Below are 25,871 nucleotides of genomic sequence, written 5' to 3' on the forward strand. Positions count from 1 at the left end.
GGCAATCGAAGGAGAATTGCAATGCACAAGGATTGGCAGGCCATGGCGAGCGAGCTGTCGAGCGCCATCAAGGAAGTACGCCTCGGTTCGCCCGAGGTCACCAAGGCCTTTTCAGCCATGGCGAAGGCAGCAACCGAAGCCGGGGTGCTCGATACCAAGACCAAGGAACTCATCGCACTGGCCATCTCCATCGCCATTCGCTGCGATGGCTGCGTCGCCTTCCATTCGCAGGCCGCCGTCAAACAAGGGGCAAGCCGTGAAGAGATCATGGAGGTCATGGGTATGGCCCTCTATATGGGCGCCGGCCCTAGCCTCATGTACGCCGCGCAGGCTGTCGAAGCCTACGACCAGTTTGCCGCTGCCGCCAAATGATGCCGACGAAAAGCAACAGTATTTGCCGATAATATGATCATTCAATTCCAACTATTTGCGTGAGATCAATGAACCTTTCTGTGCACTTTGTAGGAGAGGCCAGATCGGAGACCGACTATGCAAAGTCGCATAGCATTTGCACTGCATTTCGTGATCGGCCCAACCCTCATGGGAATCCTTGTGACCGTCGCGCTCAGCATGGGCTACGATACTGCCCGGCCGATTATCATCGCGGTAATCGCAGGTTTCGTGATTGCGATCCCGGTAAGCTGGCTGGTTGCGCGCAAAATCACGCACTTAGTGAAGACCTGAACCAGACGGCGCCTGACATGCAGTGGCTTCGGATTGGTTCCGCTGGCGCCAAGCTCGCCACGCGAGACCCCTTCGGCAATGCCTAGGCGGGACCTGCGCGCAGCACCTGAACTTGGCGCATTGGGTGTCGTTTTCGGCGATATCGGCACCTCGCCGCTTTATGCTGTGGGGCTGCTGTTTGCTCATCGATTGATGGCGCCGACACCGGCTGAGGTTATCGGCGGAATTTCGCTCATCCTCTGGACGCTTACCCTTGTGGTGGCGTTCAAATATGCGTTGCTGGTGCTGCGTGCTGATAACGACGGGGAAGGCGGGGTTTTCGCGCTCTATGGCCTCCTTGATCGGTTTAATCGGAATGGGCGTTCCCTATTGGCTTGGGCACTCCTGCTCGGAGCAGGCCTGTTGTTCGGCGATGGCATAATCACCCCGGCCATCAGTGTGCTTTCGGCGGTCGAAGGCCTTTCGGTGGCGGCACCCAGCCTGTCCGGCTTTGTTATACCTTTAACACTGGGCCTGCTCGCGGGCCTGTTCTGGGTACAGCACCGGGGAAGCCGCGCAGTCGGACGACTGTTTGGCCCGGTCATGCTGACCTGGTTTGCCGTGATCGCGGTTCTGGGAGCCATGCAAATTGCTGCGCATCCCGCAATTCTGGCTGCACTATCGCCACTGCACGCAGTGCAACTGCTGATTCATGGCAATCTGAGCGCTAATCTCCTCTTGCTTGGCGCTGTCATATTGGTCGTTACCGGTGGCGAAGCGATGTATGCCGACATGGGGCATTTTGGAGCCGTTCCGATTCGCCGGGCCTGGTTTGCCATCGCGTTTCCTGCGCTTCTCCTCACCTATCTCGGGCAGGGGGCATATCTGCTGTCGGACCCTGCTCGTGCCGGGCCCGGACTGCTGTTTCATCTCGTGCCGCACGCTCTCCTGCTGCCGTTCATCGTGTTGGCCACTGTTTCGACTGTGATCGCCTCGCAAGCGTTGATCTCAGGAACGTTTTCGCTGATTTCCCAAGCGATCGCATTGGGACTGTTCCCGCAGTTGCAGATCAAACACACGCATCGCGGGCAGGCTGGGGAGGTCTATGTTCCCTTTATCAACTGGCTACTGTTCATCGGATGCGTCGCGCTGGTCATCGGTTTTGGATCCAGCGCCGCCTTGGGTTCCGCCTATGGGCTAGCCGTTGCTGGCAACATGTTGATGACTTCAATCGCGATGATGGTCCTCGCCCGCAAAGTCTGGAAATGGTCATCGCTTTCCGCTTCGCTCGTCTTCGCGCCGCTCGTCCTGATTGATGCAGGCTTCGTCTTCGCGAATTCCACGAAAGTGCTGGAAGGGGGCTATGTCCCGCTCTGCATAGGCTTTGCGGTGTTCTCCACGATGCTGGTCTGGCACTGGGGGCGCGCCAAGACACTGGCGGCATATCTGTCGCGCCGCGCGCTGCCGATGCCGGAACTCTTTGCCATTCACCGCTCGGCCGATCATTTTATCGAGCAGACGGCAGTGCTCATGATCCCTGCGCATAATTGCGCCAAGAAGACACGGCGCGCGCCGGCGCTTTTACAGCTTTTGTGGGAACGCAACGGAGCTCTGCCTCGCAACATCATCTTCGTCCATGTCGACCATCCAAAAGTTCCTTTCATCCATGAGGATCGCTTCGAGACGACTGTACTCGAGGACAATCCCAATGGCCGGCTCGTTCGCGTCGAGATGCGTTTTGGCTTTATGGAAGTACCTGACGTTGAACTTGGGCTCCAGAAGCTGGCGCAGCAGTCCGAGATCCGGCTCGAACCCGATCACAGGAAATGGAACGTGCACGTTGTGCGCGAGCATCTGGCACCGGCCCGCGACATGGGTCCCATCCGCGCGATTCGCTTCAGGGCTTACGAATTGCTCCGTCTGATTTCTCAGCCGACCTATTATCACTACGGTCTTGGCTACGATGTCCCGCTTTCGGTTGAGATCCTGCCGGTACACTTCTCCTGAACGGAACCAGGCATCCGGTTCTCACGCATCTGGCTGACTTTGATCAATGCAATCCTTGCGTGGCCGAGCAGGTTAAAGTCTGGGAAAGAGTTGCAGATGCAATGACATTTGCATAAATTCTGAAAATGATAGACTGAATGGCAGGATTCGCATGGTGGAACAGGACATAAGCGTGGCGCAGCCATCGGCCATTCGGATCGGAGAAGCCGCGCCTGAATTTACGGCGCGTTCGACTGAGGGCATGGTGTCCTTGCGCCAGTTTCGTGGGCGATGGCTCGTGTTTTTTTCGCACCCGGCCGACTTCACCCCCGTCTGCACCAGCGAGTTTGTTGCCTTTGCAAAGTCAGCTGACGCGTTTGCGGCACTTGATTGCGGGCTGCTTGGCCACTCGGTCGATAGCCTGTTCTCCCATCTCGCCTGGATCCGTGCGCTTCGGGATGATTTCGGGGTCACGATAGACTTTCCGGTTGTCGAAGACCCTACGCTCGAGATCGCCCGCGCCTTCGGCATGGTATCGGCCGAGGCGGACACTGCAGCCTCGGTCCGTGCAGTTTACGTCATTGATCCCGAAGGGATTGTCCGCGCCATTACCTGGTATCCGATCAACGTTGGACGGTCCGTTGCTGAAATCTTGCGCCTGGTGGCAGCACTCAAGCGATCGGCAGATGGTTCGGTGATTACTCCCGAGGGCTGGCAACCAGGAGGCAAGGTGCTCGAACATCCCGACTTTCTGACGGCAGATGCGCTCGCCAGCAAGACTGCCACCGGCTGGTTCTACAAGGAGGTCGGAGAAGCCCGATGATGACGCGCTCAGCCACCGGAACCGAAGACATTGCAGATCTTTTCCGCGTTATCGGCCATCCCTCGCGTATGGGCATCCTCCTTGCTCTCGTCGCCGGCGAGCATGGGGTGGGAGCACTGGAGCAAGAGACGGCGATTGGTCAGCCGGCGCTAAGCCAGCAACTCGCCATTTTGCGCAAGGCTGAGCTCGTGGAAACGCGCCGCGAAGCCAAACAGGTGTTTTACTCGCTCAATCCAGCAACGCTCCACTTAGCACGCGAAACGATTGAAAAGCTGTGCAGCGGAGCGGACGATAAGGATTCGATCGAGGAAAGAGCGGTTACGTCAGGCCCAGTTGGGGCAGCGATGTTCGCGCGTGTTCAGCCGAGACGCTGAGCGCTCAAAGTTTGAACACGTCTTTCGCAAGCCAGTCCAGTCCGGATCGGTGATTTACCAAAACCAGTCCTGTGCCAGTCTCGCGCAACCAGGCGTCAAGTTTGCTCGTCATTTGCTGTTCAGTTGCAAGGTCCAGTCCTTCGCTCGGCTCATCCAGGACCAGCCAAGACTTCTCGGCAACCAAGGCCCGGGCAAGCGACAAGCGTTTGCGCTGTCCGCCGGAAAGCCTCGCACCATCAGGTCCAAGCCAAGTTTCAAGGCCCTCGGGCATGGCACGCACGGTCTTTGCAAGACACGCGACCTCGAGCGCTGACCACATTGTTTCCTCGGTGACGCCGGTCCTAGCTAGCCGCAGGTTGTCCGCCAAAGTCCCGGCAATCAGCGGAGCTTCCTGCGCCGAAAAGGCGAAGATATTTCGCAGAATATCTATGCCGAGTTCGTTGACTTTGGCACCACCGACCAAAATGGATTGCGGCGCATCGCGGCGCAAGCCGACGAGGTGCATGACAAGACGTGTTTTGCCACTTCCCGAAGCCCCGGTAACCCGGATCCGCCCACCGGCTACAACAGTGGTCGCCTCGTTGCCCTGGCCAAGCGTGATCGAGGGGCCTGTTGCACAAACCGGGATGGGCCGCCCACCGGCCTCGCCTGCCCGGGCGGGCAAGCTGGCAATCGCCGATAGCCGCGTCAAAGCCGCCGTGACGCGCGCGCGCTGCAGAAGCGAGTGGTTGAGGCTGCCCAGAGCTTCGAATGCCCCGGCACCAGCAAGGGCGGACAACGCTTGCAGTTCCAGCGGTGCTAGCGTGCTCGCCAGCATAATCGCGATCGTCAGCGAGGCAAGCGCGAGCTGCAATCCCTGGAGCAACCCTTCACCTCGCACGATGGCAAGGCGAGAGTGATCTATGCGCAGGCCTTGTACTTCAAGAATCCTGCTGACGCGTTCTGCCTGACCGTAGAGAGCCAGCTCGACGCTGGAATTCGCATATTCGGAATAAAGTCCCTTCAGGGATTGAACGGCATCGCCATGGTCACGGTAATGCCGGGACAGCAGGCGCGGTGCGAGTAAGCGCGTCATCAACAAAGTGAGCGCGAGTCCAAGGACGAGCATCAGCGCTGGCGCAACCCCCGCCAAAAGCGCAGCGCCCAGTCCAGCCAGAGCGCCCGCAGTGGCCGCCGTCATGGCGATCCGCCGGATTGAAAGGTCTTCCAATGCCTCGACGTCAGAGCCAAGGTGGGCGGCAATCGTCCCGCTGCTCCGGCTCGTAATTTCACTTATGTCGGCTCCGGCGAGACGGGCAAACAGCAGAGGGCGCAAATCGGCGAGGCCGATCAAAGCTGCGCGGTGGCCCAGAATCCTCTCGAAATAGCGGGATAGGGTTCGGGCAATGGCAAGACCGCGAATGCCCGCGCTGGGCAGGAGATAATTGAAGGCCTGTACAGCCACGATGCCGCCAGCACCGGCTATGGCAGCGCCAGTCAGAAACCATCCTGATATCGCGACAAGAGCAACGCCCGTGATAGCCGCGATCATGCCAACCAGACTGGCTGTGAGTCTGGTGGGACGCTGCGATATCCCTGCAATGTCGAGAATGTCCTGTTTCACGAGTAGGTCACCTCGCTTTGCGCCTTGCTGAGCAGCAACGGATCGTGGGTTGCGGCAATCACCAGGCGCGTTCGCGACACTTCCATCAAGACCACCGCAACATCATGGGCGGTATCGGCATCAAGATCGGCGGTGGGTTCATCGAGCAGCAGAATCGGTCTGTTCGATAGGATTGCCCGGGCAAGACCGATGCGCCGTCGCTCACCACCCGACAGTCCCGATCCTGCAGGATCGATCGCAAGGTTGGCGCCGCGCGCATTCAGCATGGTCTCCAACCCAAGCCGTGCGACAAGCGCTTGCCAGGCAGGGATCGGAGCCATTTGCGCCCCGAGCAAGAGATTGTCCTGCAGCGATCCGGGCAGCAGGAAAGGTCGTTGCCCGCTCCAGCCAATTTGCGAATTCAGGTTGCCCGGTGCGATCTCGCTGCCCGACACCAGAATCCTGCCAGATGCGACGGGTGCCATTCCGACCAAGGCATGAAGCAAGGACGACTTTCCTGACCCGGTCGGTCCCGTAATCACATGAAGGCCTGTTGCGGGCCAGCTGGCAGTAGCCGGGCCGATGCAGCTGCCATCGTCATAGCGAATGACGAGGGCCTCAATCTTGAGAGGACCGGCCAGCGCCGAAGTCTCATCCATCGCCTCGAGTAGGGCCTCTGCGCGCTCGACCTCTGGCTGAAGGGCGCTCGCTGCGGCTTCACCCTGCTGCTTTTCATGATAGGCGGCCGCCATGCGGCGCATGCCAAGATAAAACTCCGGAGCCATTGCCAGGACGAAAAAGGCTCGGCCGAGGTTGAGGTGCTCAGGGGCCTGGAAGGGGAGCAGACCGAGCAGCGAAAACCCGCAGTAAACAGCGATCAGGGCCACCGAGAGTGCGGCAAAGAACTCCAGTATGGCGCTTGATACGAAGGCTATCTTCAGGACCAGCAGCGTTCTATCCGCCACTTCGCGGGCCGCGCTGGCAATCTGCCGCGTGGCACGCTCTTCGGCGCCGAAGCTCACAATCGTCGGCAGTGCGCGCGCGCGATCGACGAACAAACCGGTCATGCGGGAAAGGGCCAGAAGCTGCCGGTCGGCTTCAACCCGAGCGGCATTGCCTGCCAGTACCATGCCAATCGCAAAAGGGATCAGGGTGGCGAGCATGATCGCTGCTGCAACCCAGCTTGCCAAGCAAGCCAGCCCGGCACAGATCAGTGGGGATAGAACCGCAGCCGCTTTGATCGGGGCAAAGCGAGCAACATAGCCCTCGGCGGTCTCTACATCGTCAACGGCTGCGCGCAGATCTTCGCCAGGCAAGCGCCCACGTCTAAATCCGGTTGGCAGCAGTGCTTCGAACAGGCGTCGTCGCAGGCGTTGCTTGACCGCGTTGGCTGCGCGCTGGCCGTGGCGCGAGGCGCAAGCTTGAACGATAGCGCGAACCGTACCACTCACCCCTAGTACGCTCAGTATCCAAAGCTTGTGTTGCGGTGAATGGGGGCCGATGCCGGCACCGAGCCATGCAGCAAGGCTGGCGGCAAACAGAGCAGCGCCAAGCGTATCGGCGCTCCACCAAAGGGTGGACCGACGGACTTCCGGCGACTTTGCGGCAAAGAACTCCGACGCTGTGACAGGCATAAATTCCGACTCGATGGCTTGACGGCCAGTCCATATTACAATATTCTTATATTCACAATTTCACTAAACGAAGGGGTGTCGCGAGTCGAGCCCCATCCGGCGCAGCGAGCGAAGGACGCTTCACGATGGATATGGCTGTAGTCGAACTCTCGCGGTTTCAGTTCGCGCTGACCGCGATGTATCACTTCCTCTTCGTGCCGCTGACGTTGGGCCTCTCGTTCCTGCTTGTGATCATGGAAAGCATTTACGTGATGACTGGCCGCCCGATCTGGCGCCGCGTCACCCGGTTCTGGGGCAAGCTATTCGGGATCAACTTCGTACTCGGCGTCGCTACCGGACTTACAATGGAATTCGAATTCGGGACCAACTGGTCCTATTATTCGCACTATGTCGGAGACATCTTTGGTGCGCCACTGGCGATCGAAGGGCTCATGGCCTTTTTCCTCGAGGCAACATTCGTCGGCCTTATGTTCTTCGGTTGGGACCGTCTCTCGAAGGTTGGACATCTCGCAGTCACCTTCATGGTTGCGCTCGGCACCAATCTTTCCGCGCTCTGGATTCTAATTGCCAATGGCTGGATGCAAAACCCGGTCGGCTCCAGCTTCAATCCTCAAACCATGCGCATGGAAGTGACCGATTTCTATTCGGTCCTCTTCAATCCTGTGGCGCAGGCCAAATTCGTTCACACCGTCAGCGCCGGCTACGTGTGCGCCTCGGTGTTCGTTATGGGTGTTTCGGCTTGGTTCCTGCTCAAAGGTAAATGGATCGCCGTAGCCAAACGCTCGATGATGGTAGCTTCTGCCTTCGGCCTTGCTTCCTCGCTTTCGGTTGTCGTGCTCGGCGACGAGTCCGGCTATGCACTCACCGATAACCAGAAGATGAAGCTCGCCGCGATCGAAGCGATGTGGGAGACCGAGCCTGCACCGGCAGGTCTCTCGCTTTTCGGCATTCCCGACCTTGCGACCCACACCACCCGGTATGAAATCAAGGTGCCCTATGTTCTCGGGCTGATCTCGACCCGGAGTCTTTCCGGGCAGGTTGTCGGTATCAACGAGCTGGTCCTGAAAGCCGACGAACGCATCCACAGCGGCATCATCGCCTATGACGCCGTCGAGCGTCTCAAGCTCAACCGCAATGATCCCGCCGCGCGACAGACGTTTGAACAGCACAAGTCTGACCTTGGCCATGCGCTGCTGCTCAAGCGGCAGATCGCAGACCCTCGCCAAGCAAGCGATGCCCAGATCCTCACCGCAGCAAAGGACACCATTCCGAATGTCCCGGTGATGTTCTGGCTGTTTCGCCTGATGGCAGGGCTTGGGTTTTTCCTGATCGGCTTCTTCGCGTTGGCCTTTTACTGCGCTTCGGTTTGTCAGTTTGAGCGGCGCTGGTTCCTGCGCGTAGCAGTGGCGATCATGCCGCTGCCCTGGCTTGCTATCGAGTTTGGCTGGGTGCTTGCAGAGATCGGGCGACAGCCTTGGGCGGTAGATGGCGTGCTGCCAACTTTCTTGGGCGCATCTTCCCTCACTATTGCTCAAGTCTGGGCCACGATCATCGGCTTTACCGCGCTCTATTCGACGCTGCTCGTCATCGAAGTGCGACTGATGATTGCCGCGATCCGAAAAGGTCCGGTAGAGGCCCATGATGATCTCAAACCCCGGTCGGTGACCATCCGTGATGGCGGCTTCGCTCCGCTCCCGGCAGAATAAAGGAGGCTTGGGACATGCATATCCCTCTCGATTACGAGACGCTTCGGGTCATCTGGTGGGCGCTGATGGGCGTTCTGTTGATCGGTTTCGCCCTCACAGACGGCTACGACCTCGGCGTCGCATCGCTTCTGCCCTTCGTGGGCCGCACCGATGATGAGCGCCGCCTCGTTATCAATTCGGTCGCGCCGCACTGGGAAGGGCACCAAGTTTGGTTCATTCTCGGCGGCGGTGCGATCTTCGCCGCCTGGCCGTTTGTCTACGCAGTGAGCTTCTCGGGCTTTTACCTGGCGATGTTCCTGGTGCTCGCCGCACTGATCCTGCGCCCGGTCGCCTTCAAGTATCGCTCCAAGCATCCAGATGCCAATTGGCGCGCACGCTGGGACTGGGCCTTGTTTGTCGGCGGGCTGGTGCCGGCTCTGGTGTTCGGGGTAGCCGTCGGCAATGTCCTGCAAGGCGCACCATTTCGCCTCGATAGTGATCTTCGTAGTCACTATGAAGGCACGCTGCTTGGCCTCTTCTCGCCCTTCGCCCTGCTGACCGGGCTGCTATCGGTATCCATGCTGGTGCTCCACGGAGCAGGCTGGCTTTCGCTCAAGATCGAGGAAGGTCCTGCCCTTGCAAGGGCGCGGCGCTACGGAGGCATCGCGGCACTCGCGAGCGTCATCCTCTTTGCCCTCGGCGGGGTGCTTGTCGCCACCGGCAAGATCGGATTTCGCATCGAGGGCGTCGTCGATAGTACCGGTCCTTCCAACCCGCACTATTCTGCCACAATCGCTGCGGCAGGTGCCTGGCTCGACAATTACGGCAAACATCCCTGGATGGTTGCGGCGCCAGCGCTTGGCTTGCTCGGGCCTATCATTGCCTGGTTCGGCATTCGCCAGCGCAGCCATACGATCAATTTTGCCGGATCGTCGCTCGCCACCATTGGCATCATCGCGACCGTCGGTTTGTCGATGTTCCCCTTCATCTTGCCGAGCTCGATCGATCCCGGATCTAGTCTGACGGTGTGGAACGCTTCGTCGAGCCATCTGACGCTGTGGATCATGTTGCTGGTGACGATAATCTTCCTGCCCATCGTGCTCGGCTACACGGCCTGGGCCTTCCGGGTGATGTTTGGTCGCATTTCTCTACGCGATGTCCAAACCAACCCAGACTTCTACTGAAGAGGCCCAAAGCTCATGTGGTATTTTTCCTGGATATTGGGCCTTGGCCTCGCCGTCTCGTTCGGCATCATCAACGGCATGTGGCACGAGTTCCGCATGTCGCCTGATGAAGACCTCGACGAATGAGGTTCTACCTTCTCTGGCCCGCGCAAGCCCCCCTTGTGCGGGTCAGGGAGCCCGCTGGATTGGTGAAGTGAGAGTAAAATCTGGCTCGGAATTGCCGAAGTTAGAGATATTTTGCCAATTCTGTGAGGCGTGAAAGTTGCTCACGAGCCTCGACCGACAATGGGCCTACAACCTCTTCAAGATGGTGCTCTATATGATCAGCTACAAGCAGGGATTTAGCCTTATCGAGCGCATTGACGACAGCCTGTAGCTGTTGGGCGGTCTCCAGACCATCTCTGCCATCTTCAATCATACTAAGTATTTTAGCCAAATGGCCTTGTGCCCGTTTGAGGCGGTTCAGCAGTTCCCGGTTGCAGGCGTGGCTCATGGTTCGACTCCTATCACTTTATAGGCAAATGAAGCCATCCATTGATGCCAAGATAGAGCCCGATGACGAGGATCACAGCGCCTGAAACATAAGGCGCTTTGCGGACAATTTCGCCAAACCCGCTGAACCGCTTTGAGACATGCTTCACGCTGAGCGCAGCGATTACCCCTGAGGTGACCATCGTCAGCGCGAGCCCGATACTGAAGCAGGCGAGGCAGCCCGGATCCTCGAGGCCTGCGCCGCTCCTGTGCGCGCCACGCTGGCGCTGGTGCTCGCAGGACATGAAGCGCTTGCCGCGCTGTGGATGCACCACGAGATGGGCGCCTTCCTCGAGGAGTTCTTCTCCGCGCTGCCAGGCGAATTGCACGAGGCGCTCGGCGACAGGATTGGTGATTTGCGGCCCCGCTGGGCGATCGGCACGTCACGCCTGGTTGCCCGCATGCTGTCCAAGCACATCGATGAATTTGCCGATCGCGACCTGTCGCTCGCGATCGGCAGGTGAGGGGAAGCAATGATCGGAGGGGAACCCGATGATTGCTTTGACCAAGGATCTTCTCATGGCCTCCACCCAGTTGAATACTGAATCGGCAGCCTCGCTCGCACGCACCGATGCCAGTCCCGTGCCGCCTGCGCCGCGGTTGATACGCCTGCCCGAAGTGATGTCTCGTGTCGCACTGAAGCGCTCCGCGATCTACCAGCGCATGAGTGAAGGCCGGTTCCCGAAATCGCGGTCGCTTGGCGGCAAATGCACGGTTTGGGTCGAGGCCGAAATTGATGCCTGGATCAATTCGGTGGCCGCGGGCTAGGGACTTGCCCGCATGCTTGGTCCAAGCAGGATTCAGGGCCATTCAATTCTAGAACGGGGGAAAATCCGCCCCCTGCGGTCCGCATGTTGGTGGTTTGGCCTTGATAAAGCCGTGCAGCGGCAAGGAGTAGCTCTCCAGCATAGGTGTAAAGTCGGATGTCAGTTTTGAGAGCGATGCTTTCGCCCGCCACGGCTGCGTTGCGTGCGCTGGGCGCGGCGAAGGCCTGCGCGACATATACGCCGCTGACGATCTCATCCCATACCCGGCGCGTGAGCTTGTCACCTCGATACGCCGCTTTGCTGCCATGACCGCGGGCCGGCTTGAAAAAAAGGTTCCGGCGTTCGCGCCAGAGATCCTCGCTATTGGCGGCCGTGACGACTACGGTCCGCGGCAGGCCGCTGCGCAGAACGGCTCGGCGTTCGATCGATAGCCCCCACTCATCCAGCCGTGCATCGACTGACAGCAGCGCAAGGTTGCGCTTGTCTGCGAAGAGGGCGTGGACATAAGGCGACGGTGTGAGGACGACTGCCCCTTGCAGGTACGCGGCCTGGAGTGCGGCATGTCGCGGCTCCTCAAGTGAGAAGTCGACCAGGCGGTTGTAGACCAGGTCGAGTGTACGCCCGTTGACCGTGAGTTTCTGCCCGTCGAACACCATTTCTGCGGGATCGACGATCACTGCTGGGATACCCTGTCCTTCGAGCATCTCCTTCGCCAGTTGGAACTCCGGGTATAAATGCTGCTGCTCGGGCAGGTCATCGACAATCGCAACCAGCGCCGGCTGGCCGCCACCGCGCTGCAACTGCCATTCGGCCGTAAACATTCGAGCCACACGCTCAACAAACTCACTTTCGGTCAGGGGCCTGACCTGGAACTCGGCCTCCGGACAGCAGGCGTGCTGTGCCCCTGCCAGAAACGCATTGAGGAAGGCTCCCCCGGCATTGGTGTTCACCTCGATGAGCTTTGGACCATCAGACGCGAGGTGAAAGCCGTAGCCCATGAATGCCCCGACCGGCCCGAAGTCCAGTTGTGCCGATGGCGGTGCAAGGGACAAGGTGGCCGCACGATAGGCTGGTAACTGCGCGGCCCCCTCAACGGCATCGACAATCAGCATCATTTTGCCCAGCGTTGCCGATGGAACGAACACGGGAACATTGGAAAACAGCGTCGGATGCGATGCACTCAGCCGCTCAGCAAAACCCTCGATCCGGACTGCACTGTCCAGGGCTTCTTCCAACTCCATCCGGTCGAGCGAAATGCAGAAACAGCCCAAGTTAAGCTGCTCTGCAATCGCTTCCGTGGCGACCAGTAAGCCGTTCGGGGGTTCAGTGGGCAACATCCCATTCCTTTCGGGCATCAAATTCTTGGCGCAATATGAACTCTCTGTACTTCGTGCAGCATGTTCTCAACACACCATCGTGCGAAAGTCGGTGCCAGAAGTCGCCCGAGCCAGTGGCGCACGCCCGATTGCGGCAGCGCATAGTCGATCCAGACACGAAGTTGGCAGCCTTCAGCTGTCTCTATGATCTCGAAGCCCATTCTATAGTCGCGGATGACGACAAGCTGCGGCGTCCCGATCGTCGCCCAGACCTTGCGCAGAGGCGGTGTGCGCTCCTTGACGACCTCTTCGACGGTTATCGCGAAACCAAACCCCTTGCCGGTCAGCCGGATCACAGAACCCACCGCTTTCCCTGCCAGGGCATCGAGGTCACACCGCATACTGCCGCCGCCCATCATGAGCGATGGCTCGCGCATGTGCCGGGTGAGAAGGTCCGGTTCATCGGCAATGGCAAAGATGCTTTCTGCCGAACCGGTGATCGCTGCGCTCGCCTCGAAATGGAGCGGCAGGCCGGTCACAGCCGGACGATCCGTAGGCGCAAGGCATTGGTGATGACGCTGACCGATGAGAGGGCCATGGCAGCCGCCGCAATCGCAGGCGAGAGCATCCAGCCAAAGGCCGGATAGAGCGCGCCCGCTGCGATCGGGATGCCGGCGACGTTGTAGGCGAAGGCGAACACCAGGTTCTGGCGGATGTTGCGCATCACCGCGCGCGACAGGCGGCGCGCCCGGACGATGCCGTTCAGATCGCCTTGCAGCAAGGTCACGCCTGCGCTTTCTATGGCGACATCGGATCCGGCACCCATCGCGATGCCGACCTCGGCAGCCGCCAACGCCGGCGCATCGTTGACGCCGTCCCCGGCCATCGCAACGCTGCGGCCTTCGGCGCGGAGCTTCTGGACGACGCTGGCCTTGTCCTCGGGCAACACCTCAGCCTCGACATCGTCAATGCCGAGGCGGGCTGCAACAGCGAGCGCGGTCGTGCGATTGTCCCCGGTCATCATGACAATGCGGATGCCATCTGCCTTCAGTTCGCGGATGGCCTGGGCAGAAGTTTCCTTGATCGGATCTGAAATGCCCAGCAGGCCGACGAGCTTGCCATCCACACTCGCAAAGATCGCGGTCGCACCTTCTGCTCGCATTGCCTCGGCTGCTTCATTGAGTTCAGCGGTGTCGATCTTCTGTTCGGCCATGAACCGCGGTCCACCGAGCAGGACATACTTTCCCGACAACGTGCCGGTCACGCCGCGCCCAACCGGAGAGTCGAAATCGCTGGCCTGCTCCAGTTCCAGCTTGCGGTCCTGCGCGGCGCGCAGGATGGCATCGCCCAGCGGGTGCTCGCTGCCACGTTCAAGGCTGGCGGCAAGGCGCAAGATTTCGTTCTCGTCCCATCCGCTGACGGTGCGGATCCCCGTGACCGCAGGACGCCCTTCGGTCAGCGTTCCAGTCTTGTCGACGATCAGCGTATCGATCTTCTCGAACCGCTCCAGTGCTTCGGCATTCTTGATGAGCACCCCTGCCTGCGCGCCGCGTCCGACGCCAACCATGATCGACATCGGCGTGGCGAGACCCAGTGCGCAGGGGCAGGCGATGATCAGCACCGAGACGGCCGCTACCAGCGCATAGGTCAGGCGCGGGTCAGGTCCGAACAGCGCCCAGGCGGCGGCAGCGATCAGTGCGACCGCGATCACCATCGGCACAAACCAGCCCGAAACCTTATCGGCCATGCGCTGGATCGGCGCGCGGCTGCGCTGGGCTTCGGCCACCATCAGGACGATCCGCGCAAGTAGCGTCTCGGCTCCGACCTTCTCGGCGACCATGACAAAACTGCCGGTCTTGTTGAGCGAACCGGCGATGACCTTGGCGCCCGCTTCCTTGGTGACAGGCATGGACTCGCCGGTAACCAGCGACTCATCGATCGAGACGCGGCCCTCGGCGATGACGCCATCGACCGGCACCTTTTCGCCGGGACGGACCCGCAGATGATCGCCGACAACGACGAGGTCGAGCGTAACTTCCTCGTCCTGGCCATCGGCGGTAATCCTGCGCGCGGTCTTGGGCGCAAGATCGAGCAATGCCTTGATCGCTCCGGAGGTGCGTTCGCGTGCGCGTAGTTCGAGCACTTGCCCGAGCAGGACCAGCACGGTGATGACGGCCGCTGCTTCGAAATAGATCGGCACGGTGCCCATCGCGTCGCGGAAGGCGGGCGGAAACAGCCCCGGCGCGAAATGGGCAACGAGGCTGTAGAGATAGGCAACGCCGACACCCATGGCGATCAGCGTGAACATATTGAGGTGGCGAGACCTGAGCGAGGCCCACCCTCGATCGAAGAAGGGCCAGCCAGCCCAGAGTACAACGGGCGTCGCCAGCACGAACTGGATCCAGTTCGATGTTTGTTTGCCGACAAGCATCATGAGGCCGGTCAGATGTCCGCCCATTTCAAGGGCAAAGACCGGCAGGGTAAGCACCAGTGCGACCCAGAAGCGGCGGGTCATATCGGCAAGTTCAGGATTGGGACCGTGATCGGCCGACACAGTTTCCGGCTCCAGCGCCATCCCGCAGATTGGACAGGAACCGGGGCCGACTTGCCGGACCTCGGGGTGCATCGGACAGGTATAGATGACGTCACCGGCGTCGGCGGGCACCGGCGGCGAGACCTTCTTAGACAGATACTGATCAGGATGGGCGACGAACTTGGTTTGGCAGCCTGCGCTGCAGAAATGGTATTCCTGGCCCGCGTGGGTGGTGTGGTGTTCGGTGGCAGCAGGGTCCACCTTCATGCCGCAGACCGGATCTGTCGCGCTTTCTGCGCCTGTTTTCGCGCCGCCGCCGCAGCTTGCGCCATGTTGGTGCGCCTTGTGATCAGTCGATGCCATATCGATTCTCCTTTGACGCATCTTCATGTGGGGTCTGACATCACGTCAGGGTCAAGCGGCTAGTTTGCCTGCAACAAGGGAAACTGCTCAACCAGAGCTTCGGGTTCGCCACTTTGGAAAGAAACCGCCCGTCCGTGCCATATAGCTGCGATAGGCATCGCCATATTCGGCAATCGCGGCCGTTTCTTCATGACGGGCGAGGCGGACGTACATGACGACCAGAACCGGATACATGGCCAGCGTCAGCAGCGTTGGCCATTGCAGTAGGAACCCGGTCAGGATCAGGATGAAGCCGACATATTGGGGGTGCCGGATACGCTCATAAATCCCGGTGGTCGCTATGGCGCGGCGTTGCTGCGCTGCATGGAGCACGGCCCAGCCCACCGAAATCATCCAGAAGCCGCCGCCGATCAGGACGAAGCTGGCGATGTGGAACGGTCCAAAATGGGGGTTCACCCGCCATCCGAACATCATCTCGAGCAGATGGCCTGCGTCGTGGGAGAACCAGTTGACGCTGGGATAGTGCGACTGGAGCCAGCCCGAAAACAGGTAGATGGTGAGCGGAAAGCCATACATTTCGGCAAAGAGCGCGACGAGAAAGGCGCTGAACGCGCTGAAGCTGCGCCAGTCCCTTGGCGACTGCGGTTTGAAGAAGCTCAGAGCGAACAGGATGAACACCACCGAGTTGACGAAAGCGAGGCCCCACAGGCCGAAACCCTGCATCTGATGCGTAGCCATGGTACCCTCCATCATTGTGCACCGACGTCGCCGGCCCCCTGTGACTTGCCTGACGGCGGACCACCGCCATGTTTGTGACCATGATGCATGAAGAGGTGCATGATCGGGCAGGACAGGAAGAGAAGGAGCGGCAATGCGCTCAGCACGTGCACAGTGTGCTCGGTGAACAGGTAGTAGCCCGCCACTATCGCGAAGCCGCCGAAAACGAGTTTGGCGAGGCCGGACATCTTTCCGCCGCCATGAAGTTCATGCTCTGAAATGGAATGATCCTTTCAAATGACGGGACGAAAGACGGCCTGCGCTGGCAGGTGAAGGCGAAATACGGCGCGTCACCAGCCCGGCTCCAGCGTTCCCAGCCACGCGACGAGGCCAAGGATCACGACGGCAGCAGCCAGTTCGACGGCCATGCTCGATCTTATCCGGCGAACGGCCATCGCCTTATCCGCGTGGTCAGTGGCGCTTTCCACTGCGGGAACAAGCCGGAACCGGTGCAGCGCTGCAAGCGCCAGCATGAGGGCAAACAGCGCAAGCTTGCTGCCCATCAGGACAATGTAGGCTGAGCCAAAGGCAGGTCCGAAGGGCTGGTTGCCAAGGATGGCGAAGCCGTTGATCAGGCCCGTCGCGATCAGAAGCGCGACAACCATAGACCCCGCAACGCCGAACTCTTTGAGGCATCGCCCGGCGATGGTCAGGTCAGTAAGGGAGGCCTTCGGGCGGACCACCATATAGAGGAGGCAGGCGATCGCACCCAGCCAAACGCCTGCGGCCAGCAGATGAACGATGTCGGCAAGCAGATGTGGCCAGGCCAGCACGCCTTCGGTGGCTACGCCGTGCCCGTTCCAGGCCAGTGATGCGAGCGCGACGCTGCTGAATGCGGTAACGCTTGCCAGCATGCTCGTTCGGTTTGCCGGTGCCAGCAGGACTAGGCCCAAGGCAAGCACAGTGACCGCGAGACGCAGCACAAAGGCCCAGCCAACGGGAGCGGTGAGCAGGATCGAGCGCGCAAGGTCAGGATCGATGGCGTTGATGGAAGTGCCCGCCATGCTGGCGAGCAACAGGGCAAAGCCCAGGATGTTCAGCCCTACACCAATCAGGCTGAGCAGGATCAGCCATGCCCGGAACGGAAGCTGGCTGCGTTCCGGCGCGCGCAAGGCATAGAGACCGAAGAGGGGCACACCCAACAGCAGCCCTTCAATTGCAAAGAGTCCGAAGCGGACAGCAATGATCGGCCCCTCGGACATGGTTGCTACCTGACCGTGAAAGCGAACTGGCCCTGAACCCGGTGGGTGTCGGCTGCGACCGCATGCCAGGTCACGGTGTAGGCCCCGCGCGGCAAGGCGCTTGCGAACGTGGCGATGAGAGTTTTGCCGTCCGACGAAAATGTCGTCCGGATCGCGGGCAACGGAGCCATGGCCGTATGAGCCGCATGATCAGCATGGGACATACCGGCAGGCGCAATTTCCAGACCCGTCAATTGCGGCATCAGCCGTTCGGTGAAGCGAAGGGTTATCTGCCGTGCGGATTGCACCGCTGCCTGCGCGGCGGGGATCGAGGACAGCAGCCTGGGATGAGCCAGCGCGGGAATGGCGGTTGTCATGGCAATCGCAGCAACTGCGGTGGCAATCGATCTGATGGTCTTCATGAAATGCTCCTGAGATATCTGCTGGCTAATACGCAGGTCGCGCCCTGACCCCTCACATCCCGGCGCGAAATAATTTGAGGGATTGGTTCAGTCCTTGCGTATGAAGGCCAATGAGTTCGGAGAACAAGCATGACCGATATCGAACGCACACTTGCCCGATTGCGAGACCTCCCGGTTGATCCGCGCCTGAGCATGATCGATGCGGCAGTGCTTGATGGGCTGCACCGGGAACTGGCTACAGGCGGTCGTCAGTCAGGCGGGCTGTTTGCAGCAGCGGCCGCAGTCGCGCTGGTTACCGGCATTCTGGGTTCCGCCATTCCCGGTACACCGGCGAGTGCGGCGCCGAATCCTTTTCCGCTTGGCGCGCCTGCGGCGCTTGCCCCGTCGACCCTGCTCGCGAGCGCGCGATGAACAATCGGTCCCGCTACCTGCTGGTTATCCTGATCGCCTTTGGCGCGGCATTGGCAGGCGTCTTTGTGGGCCGCAGCTATATTGTTCCGCCTCCGCCAGTTGAAAGCGAGCTACACAAGCTCCTCCACCAGAAGCTCGATCTGGATTCTGTCCAGGAAACGAAAATCGAAGCCATCGAAGCGCAATTTGCCATCCAGCGCCAGGCGCTCGAACTGGAACTGCGCGCGGACAATGCCCGCCTGGCGCAGGCGATTCAGACCGAGCATGGTTACGGGCCGCAGGTCAGCGCCGCAATCGATCACTCGCATCAGGCGATGGGGGAACTGCAAAAAGTTACGCTCGAACACATATTCGCCATGCGCAGTGTGCTGAGACCCGAACAGGCCGCGCGGTTTGATGACGCAGTGGTCAAGGCGCTGACCGTCGAGGCAAAATGAGCCTCGATCTTGGCGCGTGTTCGGACGGCGAACTGGCAGCTCTGGCGATCGGGGGCAGGCAAGGCGCCTATACCGAATTGATGCGCCGGCATCGCGATGCAATTTTCCGCTTCGCCCGCGCGCATACCGCCAATGATGACGCGGCCCTCGACATCACACAACAGACCTTCATTGCCGGTTTTGCAGCGCTCAAGCGCTTCGATCAGTCGAGACCACTCAAGCATTGGCTCACGCGCATTGCGCTCAACAAGTGCCGGGATTGGGCGCGGCGCAGAACGGTGCGTGCGCTCTTCTCGTTTGCCACACCGCTCGACAACGCACCCGATCCGGTCGATCTGTCTGCCGACGTCGAACGAGTAGCCAGCGATCGGCAGGAACTAGCCAATGTTCTGGCGGCAATGAGCGGACTTCCGGCCAAGCTCAAGGATGTGCTCGTGCTGCGCACGGTCGAGGGATTTTCGCAGACGGAGACTGCCGCGATTCTGGTCATTACAGAAAAGGCAGTGGAGACCCGGCTGCACCGCGCACGCAACAAATTGCAGGAAATTTTGAGGGGCTGAGGCAGCAACTGCGTATCTGCGCACAACAGGCATCAGGCAGGACGGCTTCCATGACTTCGAATTCCGCTTCCCTTCCGGGCATCAATCGCCGTGCGCTGCTGCGTGGTGCCAGCCTTGCCGGGGGAGGCCTCGCACTGTCGACTTGGATGCCTGCATGGGCGCAGCCGGTATCTCGCGGCATCGCCAAGCCATTGCCGCAGCTTTCGGGTGACAACATCGCTTTGCGGGTCGCCCACGAAATGGTGCAGGTCGACGGACGGCAAGCCCACGTCATCGCAATGAACGGCACCGTTCCTGCCCCATTGCTGCGCCTCCGCGAAGGGCAGGCGGTAAGAATTACCGTCGATAATGCGCTCGATGAGGAAACCTCGCTGCACTGGCATGGCTTGTTGGTGCCGTTCCAGATGGACGGAGTGCCGGGGCTGAGCTTTCCCGGCATCAAGCCGCGTTCGTCATTCACCTATGAATTTCCGATCGAGCAGTCGGGGACTTATTGGTATCATAGCCATTCGGGCTTGCAGGAAGCGATGGGCCACTATGGCCCGATTGTGATCGATCCCAAGGGCGCCGATCCGATCGGCTATGACCGCGAACATGTGGTCATGTTTTCCGACCACAGCTTCGTGCATCCGCACACCTTGTTCAGCAAGCTCAAGCAAGAGTCCGGCTATTACAACCGACAGAAGCAGACGCTGGCCGGATTGCTTGCCGGCAAGGACCAGTCGCGCGCCGATCGTCTGGCCTGGGCGCGGATGCGAATGGATCCGACCGACATCCTCGATGTGACCGGTTCGATCTATACCTACGTCGTCAACGGCTATGGCCCGAACGACAACTGGACGGCGCTGTTCAAGCCGGGCGAGCGGGTCCGCTTGCGGTTCATCAATGCTGCGGCGATGACGATCTTCAACGTCCGTATTCCGGGTCTGCAGATGACCGTGGTGGCCGCCGACGGTCTTCCGGTTCGGCCGGTCCCAGTCGATGAGCTGCAGATGACCGTTGCGGAAACCTATGATGTCATCGTCACGCCGGTCGAAGATCGCGCCTATACGATCGTTGGCGAGGCAATCGACCGGTCCGGGATGGCCCGCGCCACGCTCGCGCCGCGCGAGGGGATGGTGGCGCCAGTGCCCGCGCTGCGCGAGCGTCCATTGCTGACGATGAAGGACATGGGCATGGGCGCGATGGATGCGCCCGCCACAGGGACCGATCATGCCGGGCACGACATGGCAGGCATGGATATGTCGGCCGGCGCCGCCAGCCCGGATCATGGCGCGTCAGGCCAATCAATGAACATGAACATGCGGGACGGTGCCAATGCACCGGAGGTCGTGCTCGGGCCGGGGGTCCAGACCATTGCCCCGATGCCGGTCGACCGCACCGGAGAGCCGGGCGTCGGTCTGGAAAACGCGGGTCACAAGGTTCTGGTTTACCGCGATCTCGTCGCGCTCGAACGCAACCCCGATGTGCGCGGTGCGGATCGGGAAATCGAGCTGCACCTTACCGGAAATATGGAGCGCTACATGTGGTCCATCGACGGGCAGACCTTGTCGGAGTCAAAAACGCCGATTCCCCTGCGGACCGGCGAGCGGGTGCGTATGACACTCATCAACGACACGATGATGAACCATCCGATCCATCTCCACGGCCATTTCTTCGAACTGGTGACAGGGCACGGCGACCACAGTCCGCGCAAGCACACGGTGAACGTACCGCCCGGTGGGAAGGTCAGCTTCGACGTTACCGGCGTCTACGGCGACTGGGCATTCCACTGCCACATGTTCCTCCACATGCACGCGGGCATGATCCGCGTCGTCCAAGTGCGCGGCGCGGGAGAAGCAGCATGAGCCGGGCCGCGTTTCTGGGGCTTTCCCCGCTCGTCCTGGCGGCATCTCTTTCGGCCCAGGCAACTGGCGTGCCGATGGATCAGGCAATGCATCAAGGCCACGACATGTCGACCATGCAGATGCCGGCGCCCGTGCCGGCTCCCGGGCCTGTCGATCCACATGCCGGTCACGATATGCAGGGCATGGAAGACATGCCGATGTCAGAGGCGCAGTCCGCCCCGGCATCTGATACGGCCGCGGGCCAGACTGGCGCGACCGGCCCGAGCGGTACCGACCGGGAGCCCGGCAGCGCGCCGCCGCCACCGATCGCGAGCGATCGTCCCGCCGATCGGTTCTACGATCCGGCAGCCATGGCCACGGCGCAGGCAGCGCTACTGGGCGAACACGGCGGCATGACCTTTCACAAGGTACTGTTTAACCTTGCGGAATATCAGGCCCGCAATGGCCGGGACGGATATCGCTGGGACGCCAGCGCGTGGTTCGGCGGCGACATCAACCGGCTCGCGGTCAAGTCGGAGGGAGAGGGCAGTTTTGGCGAACCGATCGACCATGGTGAAGTTCAGGCGCTCTGGTCGCATGCGGTCGATCCCTACTGGAATGTTCAAGGCGGCATCCGGCAGGATTTCGGCAAGGGTCCGGACCGGACCTATGCCGTTCTGGGGATCGAGGGGATTGCCCCTTACTGGTTCGATCTTGGCGCATCAGCCTATGTCTCGACCAAGGGCGATATCCTTGCCCGCATCGAAGGCGATATCGATCAGCGGATTACCCAGAAACTGATCCTGCAACCAAGGCTGGAAGCCAATTTCGCCGCGCAAGACATTCCAGAGAATGGGATCGGTTCAGGTCTGTCGAACGTGGAACTCGGATTACGGCTGCGCTATGAAATAACCAGGGAATTTGCGCCTTATGTAGGCGTTTCGTGGGATAGAAAGATCGGCGATACAGCCCGAATGGCCCGCTCCGCAGGCGAGCGAGCGTCGTATGCGAGTCTCGTCGCCGGGATCAGGTTTTGGTTCTAAAGATGCTGACGACCCAGCAACGCAATGTTGAAAACCGCAGTGGACCAAATGTCGCCCCCGACTTTCGGAGCCAGGTGCCAAACGTCGGGCATTGGCGCTTGAGGACATTTCCGGATGCAGTTTTATTTTTGGTATTTGTAACTGGTTTTGAGGGGTGAAGGCGACATCTGCGTATACCATGCAATATCTCAGAGGAGTGAAGCCATGAAGAAGATCATCGCCGCCGCACTGACCGCCGTTTCAATGGTGGCAGCCTCTGGCGCCATCGCTCAGACTGCACCGGCTCACCAGTCGGGAAGTCCGTCCTCACATCGGCCATCTACACATGCCAAGCCAAGCCATGCGCATCGGCACTCAGCAACTTCTGCGCCGTGTGCCAGTGGTGCTCAGGGCGCGATGGGCCAAGGCATGATGGGCATGGGTGGCGGTGCTCAGGGCATGATGGGCATGGGCAGCATGCACAGAGACATGAGCGCGATGATGACGGATATGGGCGCCATGATGAACAGTACCAACGATCCGTCGATGAAGGCACGAATGCAAAAGATGCACGATCAAATGGCCGGGATGATGGCCAACATGCAGAATATGGGTGGCATGATGGGTGGCACGATGATGCAAGGCGGGCAGAACTCAGGCAGCACACCGTCGGTTACGCCATCCGCCGCGCCTGAAGATCACGCAGCTCATCACCCGAACTAGGAACCTCAGCACTGTCCAGCCAAGGTTGCCTTGGCTGCCGTTGTCACACTTCCGCGTGATCAATTATATGATGTCCGACCGAAAGGACTGAAAATGGCGTTCAACGCAAAGAGGTTCCTGCTTGCCGCCGTGTTATGGACGACCCCCGCGCTCGCGGCGACAGACATTGTAATGCACCGCGATCCTGGCTGCGGATGCTGTGAAAAATGGGCGGCCGAAGTTCGCGCGGCGTTCGGTCGCAACGTTCGGATCATTGATGATGCTCACCGGGCGGAATTCGACAGGCGGCTTGGTGTGCCTGCTTCGCTTGGAGGCTGCCACACCGCAATCATCGATGGGATGGCATTTGAGGGCCATGTTCCTATTGCCGACATGAAGCGGGTGCTGTCCGCAAAGCCCAACGGCGTTCGCGGTCTCGCTGTAGCCGGCATGCCGATGGGATCGCTTGGTATGGAAATGCCGGGAATGCAGGCGAATCACTATAATGTGGTGGCGTTTGGGACAGGAAGATCATTTGTGTATTCACGCCACTAAATAGAATCTTCATTCGAATGGCTTTTATAAGCTTAGGAGGTCTTCCCGAACGGAACATTCCGATGCGCGGATCGTTTATTGACTTCGAATCCCCGCGCTAAATACGAGGGTCTTTATTCGAAATAAGCTCCTCAGATCATTGGGAACGCTGCATGCACGAGCCCCTAATTCTGACGCCTGTTGCGGTGGCGCGAAGAGTGTTTTTTGCGCACCCAGTGGCTTTGGGCCTTGTTGCAGCAACGATGCTATTGAGCACCGCTTCCTACGCTGCTCAACCACAGTGTTCGCCGAGCGAGCGCTGGAATCCTGATATGCAGATGTGCATGCCCGATGGGAAAGCGGTTCCGGGAACCGCTGCTAGCGGGCCGCCGCTCGATCAAGGCAGGAAAACTGCTCCAGATGCAGGCGCGGCAGCTATGCCAACCCCGCCCATTGCAAGTAGTCGGCCCACTACCAGTACGGGCATGGACATGGATGATGGGGAAAAGTCAAAATCGCCATTCATGCTGCAGATCAATCAATTTGCGGTCTATTCGCACACGACCGGGCCGCGCGGCCGGTCACGCGTGACTGGACCTGGCACCTGGATGCTGATGTACGACCGCGAACTGGCGCCCAGGAATCACCTGATTGTCAGCCTAATGGCATCGCCCGAGCAATTGACCGTCGGCGACAAGGGGACGCCACAACTCCTGCAGACCGAAAATATCGACAACATGCATGCCCATGATACGCTCATGGCGCTGGAGTTCAGGGATGTCATTGCGCTTGGTTCAAGCGGCGACCAGCACCTGACTCTTCTTTTTGCCCCCCGTGGTGCGGCCGCGATCGGTCCCGTCCCGTTCATGCATCGTCTGTCCGCAGAAGGAAATCCCGATGCGCCGCTGGGCCACGGGTTGCAGGATGGATTCCATGACGCTTCAACGGTGCTCGGCATCGAATACCATATTGCAGGCACCACAATTGAGGCGACTGCTTTCAGCGGGAAGAGCGTTAGCTGGCCGCTGCCGCTGCACAGTCCGGATTCCTTCGCCTTCCGCCTCACCCAGGACTTTGACGATCACATCAAAGTGGGAGCGTCTTACGGTGACGTGCTTTCGCCGGATGATGCAGGCGTTGAAAAACACAGCCAATTCATATCGGCGTGGCTGGCAACCTCGCACCAGGTCGGACCAGGCACGCTGCGATCCTCACTTGTCTGGGCAAGAGGGCGAGATGGCAACAGCGCCTCGCAAACCAGCCTTCTTGCCGAAGCGGTTTATCAGCGAGGACTGAACGCATTTTTCGGTAGGGCCGAAGTCTTGCAGATCACGCCTGAGCAACTTGACGACGCGACGATTGGCAGTCCGACCGATCCCAGATGGGTGAAGGCATTTACGCTTGGATACGAGCGGACCCTGGTTGAACAGCATGGCCTCTCGTTGCGCTTCGGCGGCTCATACACCAAGGATTTCATACCTTCGGCATTCAAGCCCGAATATGGTTCCGATCCTGGAGGATTTAAGCTCTTCCTGCGCATAAAGTTTGCGACAAACGATGGTCACGTCATGTGAGGACCATATGCGCTTGGTGGGTAGTCGGGCGGCGCACATCAGGCGCTGACCAACCGCTTTCGGGTCTCCAACGGATTAGACCAAGCACCCTTCATCAGAATACGCGCCTTCTCTCCAGGGGGAACGGAAAGGGGCGAGGGTGGTGAATTATCTGATCCTGTTCGCCATCGTTCTTGGCGTGAACCTGATGCCTGCTTTCGGGCCTCCGACTTGGTCGGTGATCGTGATGTACAGCATCGACACCAAAATGTCGGTGCTGGCGCTCGTCTTGGTCGCTGCGTCAGCGGCTGCAACAGGTCGTTTCCTCCTGGCCCATGCCTTTAGATTGCTGGCCCGCCATGTGTCGGAAAAGACCAAGAGAAACGTCGCTGCTGCCCGAGCCGCGTTCGAGCGCAAGAAACGAAATTCGATGATCGCGCTCGGCTTGTTTGCCCTTTCACCTGTTCCTTCCGCGCCACTCTTCGAAGCCGCCGGACTGGCCAGGGTTCCGCTGCTTGGTTTCACAGCAGCCTTTTTCGTGGGGCGCACAGTTTCATATTCGATCTATCTCCTCACTTCGAAAAGCATCGAAAGTACGAACGTCGGCGAGGCCTTTCGTCAGGCAATCACCAGTCCGTTCGGAATCGCAATGCAGGTCGCCATGATAGTTCTACTGGTTGCCTTCACCCGCATCGACTGGGCCAGGCACCTGAACAATCTATCCAGGTGACCTTGCATGGCGAGCGACGAACTGGCGGTGGACACAGAATTCGCCGGCAAGGTGCTGATTTTTGACGTTCAAATGAGGAGACCGAAATGATGTATGGAATGGGATGGGGTATGGGCGGGCTAGGTTGGCTGGCCTTGATCCTGATTGTCCTGGGGATCGTGGCATTGATCAAATACCTGATGTCCGGCCGAAAATGATCTGAGAAGCAGTCAATTCATCGCATGGCGAGCCTGGTCTTGGGGGGCTCTCGATGCCGAGATTTCGACGGAAAGGAT

The 25,871-nt window shown here is 59.9% G+C and carries 30 protein-coding genes; 20 read left to right on the plus strand and 10 right to left on the minus strand.

What is annotated here, in order from left to right; genetic code table 11:
* The first annotated feature begins 21 nt into the window (after positions 1 to 21).
* From GGQ88_RS16265 to GGQ88_RS16285, 5 genes are all read left to right on the plus strand, one after another.
* Entirely contained in the window at positions 22 to 372 is a 351-nt protein-coding gene (locus tag GGQ88_RS16265; protein ID WP_183614509.1) for a carboxymuconolactone decarboxylase family protein, read from the plus strand.
* Between the two features lie 168 nt (positions 373 to 540).
* Complete coding sequence (locus GGQ88_RS16270; RefSeq protein ID WP_221214725.1) at positions 541 to 684, plus strand: hypothetical protein; 144 nt, start codon at positions 541 to 543, stop codon at positions 682 to 684.
* 78 nt (positions 685 to 762) lie between these two features.
* The gene (locus GGQ88_RS16275; protein WP_183614511.1) at positions 763 to 2,670 is read left to right on the plus strand and encodes a KUP/HAK/KT family potassium transporter; all 1,908 of its coding nucleotides are present in this window, start codon (positions 763 to 765) and stop codon (positions 2,668 to 2,670) included.
* Positions 2,671 to 2,821: 151 nt separating this feature from the next.
* Complete coding sequence (locus GGQ88_RS16280) at positions 2,822 to 3,472, plus strand: peroxiredoxin (protein ID WP_183614512.1); 651 nt, start codon at positions 2,822 to 2,824, stop codon at positions 3,470 to 3,472.
* Positions 3,469 to 3,846 carry an ArsR/SmtB family transcription factor gene (locus GGQ88_RS16285; protein ID WP_183614513.1) on the plus strand — a complete coding sequence of 126 codons (378 nt, stop codon included), beginning with the start codon at positions 3,469 to 3,471 and terminating at the stop codon, positions 3,844 to 3,846. Before GGQ88_RS16280 ends, GGQ88_RS16285 begins: the two co-directional genes overlap by 4 nt.
* A gap of 4 nt (positions 3,847 to 3,850) precedes the next feature.
* Here the strand turns inward: GGQ88_RS16285 and GGQ88_RS21685 are convergent, their stop codons facing one another.
* Both GGQ88_RS21685 and GGQ88_RS16295 read right to left on the minus strand, forming a co-directional pair.
* Complete coding sequence (locus tag GGQ88_RS21685) at positions 3,851 to 5,449, minus strand: ATP-binding cassette domain-containing protein (protein WP_183614514.1); 1,599 nt, start codon at positions 5,447 to 5,449, stop codon at positions 3,851 to 3,853.
* A complete protein-coding gene (locus tag GGQ88_RS16295; RefSeq protein ID WP_183614515.1) occupies positions 5,446 to 7,062 on the minus strand; it encodes an ABC transporter ATP-binding protein/permease in 1,617 nt (538 codons plus the stop codon). Before GGQ88_RS16295 ends, GGQ88_RS21685 begins: the two co-directional genes overlap by 4 nt.
* Before the next feature lie 125 nt (positions 7,063 to 7,187).
* Between GGQ88_RS16295 and GGQ88_RS16300 the strand changes: the two genes are divergently transcribed.
* Genes GGQ88_RS16300 through cydX form a run of 3 tightly spaced genes read left to right on the plus strand, consistent with a single transcriptional unit; the run spans position 7,188 to position 10,057 of the window.
* On the plus strand, positions 7,188 to 8,768 hold the full coding sequence (locus GGQ88_RS16300) for a cytochrome ubiquinol oxidase subunit I (RefSeq protein ID WP_183614516.1): 1,581 nt from the start codon (positions 7,188 to 7,190) through the stop codon (positions 8,766 to 8,768).
* A 14-nt stretch (positions 8,769 to 8,782) separates the two neighbouring features.
* Positions 8,783 to 9,931 carry a cytochrome d ubiquinol oxidase subunit II gene (gene cydB / locus GGQ88_RS16305; protein WP_183614517.1) on the plus strand — a complete coding sequence of 383 codons (1,149 nt, stop codon included), beginning with the start codon at positions 8,783 to 8,785 and terminating at the stop codon, positions 9,929 to 9,931.
* A gap of 15 nt (positions 9,932 to 9,946) precedes the next feature.
* On the plus strand, positions 9,947 to 10,057 hold the full coding sequence (cydX, locus tag GGQ88_RS16310; RefSeq protein WP_168853561.1) for a cytochrome bd-I oxidase subunit CydX: 111 nt from the start codon (positions 9,947 to 9,949) through the stop codon (positions 10,055 to 10,057).
* A 100-nt stretch (positions 10,058 to 10,157) separates the two neighbouring features.
* Here the strand turns inward: cydX and GGQ88_RS16315 are convergent, their stop codons facing one another.
* The gene (locus GGQ88_RS16315) at positions 10,158 to 10,424 is read right to left on the minus strand and encodes a metal-sensing transcriptional repressor (protein ID WP_183614518.1); all 267 of its coding nucleotides are present in this window, start codon (positions 10,422 to 10,424) and stop codon (positions 10,158 to 10,160) included.
* A gap of 247 nt (positions 10,425 to 10,671) precedes the next feature.
* Here GGQ88_RS16315 and GGQ88_RS16320 point away from each other — a divergent pair, with 247 nt between their 5' ends.
* Positions 10,672 to 10,926: a hypothetical protein gene (locus GGQ88_RS16320; protein ID WP_183614519.1), complete on the plus strand. Its 255-nt coding sequence runs from the start codon at positions 10,672 to 10,674 to the stop codon at positions 10,924 to 10,926.
* Positions 10,927 to 10,981: 55 nt separating this feature from the next.
* Positions 10,982 to 11,230 carry an AlpA family transcriptional regulator gene (locus GGQ88_RS16325; RefSeq protein ID WP_183614590.1) on the plus strand — a complete coding sequence of 83 codons (249 nt, stop codon included), beginning with the start codon at positions 10,982 to 10,984 and terminating at the stop codon, positions 11,228 to 11,230.
* Here the strand turns inward: GGQ88_RS16325 and GGQ88_RS16330 are convergent.
* The 5 genes from GGQ88_RS16330 to GGQ88_RS21820 form a co-directional block, all read right to left on the minus strand.
* On the minus strand, positions 11,208 to 12,566 hold the full coding sequence (locus tag GGQ88_RS16330) for a hypothetical protein (protein ID WP_183614520.1): 1,359 nt from the start codon (positions 12,564 to 12,566) through the stop codon (positions 11,208 to 11,210). The genes GGQ88_RS16325 and GGQ88_RS16330 overlap by 23 nt on opposite strands.
* A 17-nt stretch (positions 12,567 to 12,583) precedes the next feature.
* Entirely contained in the window at positions 12,584 to 13,084 is a 501-nt protein-coding gene (locus GGQ88_RS16335; protein WP_183614521.1) for an SRPBCC family protein, read from the minus strand.
* Positions 13,081 to 15,441 carry a heavy metal translocating P-type ATPase gene (locus GGQ88_RS16340; protein WP_183614522.1) on the minus strand — a complete coding sequence of 787 codons (2,361 nt, stop codon included), beginning with the start codon at positions 15,439 to 15,441 and terminating at the stop codon, positions 13,081 to 13,083. Before GGQ88_RS16340 ends, GGQ88_RS16335 begins: the two co-directional genes overlap by 4 nt.
* Before the next feature lie 87 nt (positions 15,442 to 15,528).
* Positions 15,529 to 16,179, minus strand: a complete 651-nt coding sequence (locus GGQ88_RS16345; protein WP_068071372.1) for a methyltransferase family protein — start codon at positions 16,177 to 16,179, stop codon at positions 15,529 to 15,531.
* Positions 16,180 to 16,190: 11 nt separating this feature from the next.
* A complete protein-coding gene (locus GGQ88_RS21820; RefSeq protein ID WP_425490458.1) occupies positions 16,191 to 16,325 on the minus strand; it encodes a DUF2933 domain-containing protein in 135 nt (44 codons plus the stop codon).
* Here GGQ88_RS21820 and GGQ88_RS21825 point away from each other — a divergent pair.
* Positions 16,260 to 16,436, plus strand: a complete 177-nt coding sequence (locus GGQ88_RS21825) for a hypothetical protein (protein WP_246386198.1) — start codon at positions 16,260 to 16,262, stop codon at positions 16,434 to 16,436. The two genes, GGQ88_RS21820 and GGQ88_RS21825, sit on opposite strands and share 66 nt — an antisense overlap.
* 72 nt (positions 16,437 to 16,508) lie before the next feature.
* On the opposite strand, the gene copD is transcribed toward GGQ88_RS21825, so the two are convergent.
* Both copD and copC read right to left on the minus strand, forming a co-directional pair.
* Positions 16,509 to 17,420 (minus strand): copper homeostasis membrane protein CopD, encoded by a 912-nt coding sequence (gene copD / locus GGQ88_RS16355; RefSeq protein ID WP_183614523.1) that lies wholly within the window; start codon positions 17,418 to 17,420, stop codon positions 16,509 to 16,511.
* Positions 17,421 to 17,425: 5 nt separating this feature from the next.
* Positions 17,426 to 17,821 carry a copper homeostasis periplasmic binding protein CopC gene (copC, locus tag GGQ88_RS16360; protein WP_246386144.1) on the minus strand — a complete coding sequence of 132 codons (396 nt, stop codon included), beginning with the start codon at positions 17,819 to 17,821 and terminating at the stop codon, positions 17,426 to 17,428.
* Positions 17,822 to 17,950: 129 nt separating this feature from the next.
* On the opposite strand from copC, the gene GGQ88_RS16365 reads away from it, so the two are divergent.
* The 9 genes from GGQ88_RS16365 (at position 17,951) to GGQ88_RS16405 (ending at position 25,596) form a co-directional block, all read left to right on the plus strand.
* Entirely contained in the window at positions 17,951 to 18,232 is a 282-nt protein-coding gene (locus GGQ88_RS16365) for a hypothetical protein (RefSeq protein WP_183614524.1), read from the plus strand.
* Positions 18,229 to 18,669, plus strand: coding sequence for a periplasmic heavy metal sensor (locus tag GGQ88_RS16370; RefSeq protein WP_183614525.1), 441 nt, complete (start codon positions 18,229 to 18,231; stop codon positions 18,667 to 18,669). Before GGQ88_RS16365 ends, GGQ88_RS16370 begins: the two co-directional genes overlap by 4 nt.
* The gene (locus GGQ88_RS16375; protein ID WP_183614526.1) at positions 18,666 to 19,229 is read left to right on the plus strand and encodes an RNA polymerase sigma factor; all 564 of its coding nucleotides are present in this window, start codon (positions 18,666 to 18,668) and stop codon (positions 19,227 to 19,229) included. Before GGQ88_RS16370 ends, GGQ88_RS16375 begins: the two co-directional genes overlap by 4 nt.
* Before the next feature lie 50 nt (positions 19,230 to 19,279).
* Positions 19,280 to 21,076: a copper resistance system multicopper oxidase gene (locus GGQ88_RS16380; RefSeq protein ID WP_183614527.1), complete on the plus strand. Its 1,797-nt coding sequence runs from the start codon at positions 19,280 to 19,282 to the stop codon at positions 21,074 to 21,076.
* Complete coding sequence (locus tag GGQ88_RS16385) at positions 21,073 to 22,098, plus strand: copper resistance protein B (RefSeq protein WP_183614528.1); 1,026 nt, start codon at positions 21,073 to 21,075, stop codon at positions 22,096 to 22,098. The genes GGQ88_RS16380 and GGQ88_RS16385 overlap by 4 nt, the downstream gene beginning before the upstream one ends.
* 204 nt (positions 22,099 to 22,302) lie before the next feature.
* A complete protein-coding gene (locus GGQ88_RS16390) occupies positions 22,303 to 22,800 on the plus strand; it encodes a hypothetical protein (RefSeq protein ID WP_183614529.1) in 498 nt (165 codons plus the stop codon).
* A gap of 93 nt (positions 22,801 to 22,893) precedes the next feature.
* Complete coding sequence (locus GGQ88_RS16395; RefSeq protein WP_246386147.1) at positions 22,894 to 23,334, plus strand: DUF411 domain-containing protein; 441 nt, start codon at positions 22,894 to 22,896, stop codon at positions 23,332 to 23,334.
* Between the two features lie 464 nt (positions 23,335 to 23,798).
* Positions 23,799 to 24,887, plus strand: coding sequence for a hypothetical protein (locus GGQ88_RS16400; protein WP_183614530.1), 1,089 nt, complete (start codon positions 23,799 to 23,801; stop codon positions 24,885 to 24,887).
* Positions 24,888 to 25,029: 142 nt separating this feature from the next.
* Complete coding sequence (locus tag GGQ88_RS16405) at positions 25,030 to 25,596, plus strand: hypothetical protein (RefSeq protein ID WP_343057246.1); 567 nt, start codon at positions 25,030 to 25,032, stop codon at positions 25,594 to 25,596.
* Positions 25,597 to 25,871: the final 275 nt, after the last annotated feature.

The sequence above is a fragment of the Novosphingobium hassiacum genome, from assembly GCF_014196055.1.
GTDB lineage: Bacteria > Pseudomonadota > Alphaproteobacteria > Sphingomonadales > Sphingomonadaceae > Novosphingobium > Novosphingobium hassiacum.

What these genes read in the sequence shown, in the direction of transcription:
- GGQ88_RS16265 (WP_183614509.1), top strand. Translation starts at nt 22, where the DNA reads ATGCACAAGGATTGGCAGGCCATGGCGAGCGAGCTGTCGAGCGCCATC.
- GGQ88_RS16270 (WP_221214725.1), top strand. Translation starts at nt 541, where the DNA reads ATGGGAATCCTTGTGACCGTCGCGCTCAGCATGGGCTACGATACTGCC.
- GGQ88_RS16275 (WP_183614511.1), top strand. Translation starts at nt 763, where the DNA reads ATGCCTAGGCGGGACCTGCGCGCAGCACCTGAACTTGGCGCATTGGGT.
- GGQ88_RS16280 (WP_183614512.1), top strand. Translation starts at nt 2,822, where the DNA reads ATGGTGGAACAGGACATAAGCGTGGCGCAGCCATCGGCCATTCGGATC.
- GGQ88_RS16285 (WP_183614513.1), top strand. Translation starts at nt 3,469, where the DNA reads ATGATGACGCGCTCAGCCACCGGAACCGAAGACATTGCAGATCTTTTC.
- GGQ88_RS16295 (WP_183614515.1), bottom strand. Translation starts at nt 7,062, where the DNA reads ATGCCTGTCACAGCGTCGGAGTTCTTTGCCGCAAAGTCGCCGGAAGTC.
- GGQ88_RS16300 (WP_183614516.1), top strand. Translation starts at nt 7,188, where the DNA reads ATGGATATGGCTGTAGTCGAACTCTCGCGGTTTCAGTTCGCGCTGACC.
- cydB (WP_183614517.1), top strand. Translation starts at nt 8,783, where the DNA reads ATGCATATCCCTCTCGATTACGAGACGCTTCGGGTCATCTGGTGGGCG.
- cydX (WP_168853561.1), top strand. Translation starts at nt 9,947, where the DNA reads ATGTGGTATTTTTCCTGGATATTGGGCCTTGGCCTCGCCGTCTCGTTC.
- GGQ88_RS16315 (WP_183614518.1), bottom strand. Translation starts at nt 10,424, where the DNA reads ATGAGCCACGCCTGCAACCGGGAACTGCTGAACCGCCTCAAACGGGCA.
- GGQ88_RS16325 (WP_183614590.1), top strand. Translation starts at nt 10,982, where the DNA reads ATGGCCTCCACCCAGTTGAATACTGAATCGGCAGCCTCGCTCGCACGC.
- GGQ88_RS16330 (WP_183614520.1), bottom strand. Translation starts at nt 12,566, where the DNA reads ATGTTGCCCACTGAACCCCCGAACGGCTTACTGGTCGCCACGGAAGCG.
- GGQ88_RS16340 (WP_183614522.1), bottom strand. Translation starts at nt 15,441, where the DNA reads ATGGCATCGACTGATCACAAGGCGCACCAACATGGCGCAAGCTGCGGC.
- GGQ88_RS16345 (WP_068071372.1), bottom strand. Translation starts at nt 16,179, where the DNA reads ATGGCTACGCATCAGATGCAGGGTTTCGGCCTGTGGGGCCTCGCTTTC.
- GGQ88_RS21825 (WP_246386198.1), top strand. Translation starts at nt 16,260, where the DNA reads ATGATGCATGAAGAGGTGCATGATCGGGCAGGACAGGAAGAGAAGGAG.
- copD (WP_183614523.1), bottom strand. Translation starts at nt 17,420, where the DNA reads ATGTCCGAGGGGCCGATCATTGCTGTCCGCTTCGGACTCTTTGCAATT.
- copC (WP_246386144.1), bottom strand. Translation starts at nt 17,821, where the DNA reads ATGAAGACCATCAGATCGATTGCCACCGCAGTTGCTGCGATTGCCATG.
- GGQ88_RS16365 (WP_183614524.1), top strand. Translation starts at nt 17,951, where the DNA reads ATGACCGATATCGAACGCACACTTGCCCGATTGCGAGACCTCCCGGTT.
- GGQ88_RS16370 (WP_183614525.1), top strand. Translation starts at nt 18,229, where the DNA reads ATGAACAATCGGTCCCGCTACCTGCTGGTTATCCTGATCGCCTTTGGC.
- GGQ88_RS16375 (WP_183614526.1), top strand. Translation starts at nt 18,666, where the DNA reads ATGAGCCTCGATCTTGGCGCGTGTTCGGACGGCGAACTGGCAGCTCTG.
- GGQ88_RS16380 (WP_183614527.1), top strand. Translation starts at nt 19,280, where the DNA reads ATGACTTCGAATTCCGCTTCCCTTCCGGGCATCAATCGCCGTGCGCTG.
- GGQ88_RS16385 (WP_183614528.1), top strand. Translation starts at nt 21,073, where the DNA reads ATGAGCCGGGCCGCGTTTCTGGGGCTTTCCCCGCTCGTCCTGGCGGCA.
- GGQ88_RS16390 (WP_183614529.1), top strand. Translation starts at nt 22,303, where the DNA reads ATGAAGAAGATCATCGCCGCCGCACTGACCGCCGTTTCAATGGTGGCA.
- GGQ88_RS16395 (WP_246386147.1), top strand. Translation starts at nt 22,894, where the DNA reads ATGGCGTTCAACGCAAAGAGGTTCCTGCTTGCCGCCGTGTTATGGACG.
- GGQ88_RS16400 (WP_183614530.1), top strand. Translation starts at nt 23,799, where the DNA reads ATGGACATGGATGATGGGGAAAAGTCAAAATCGCCATTCATGCTGCAG.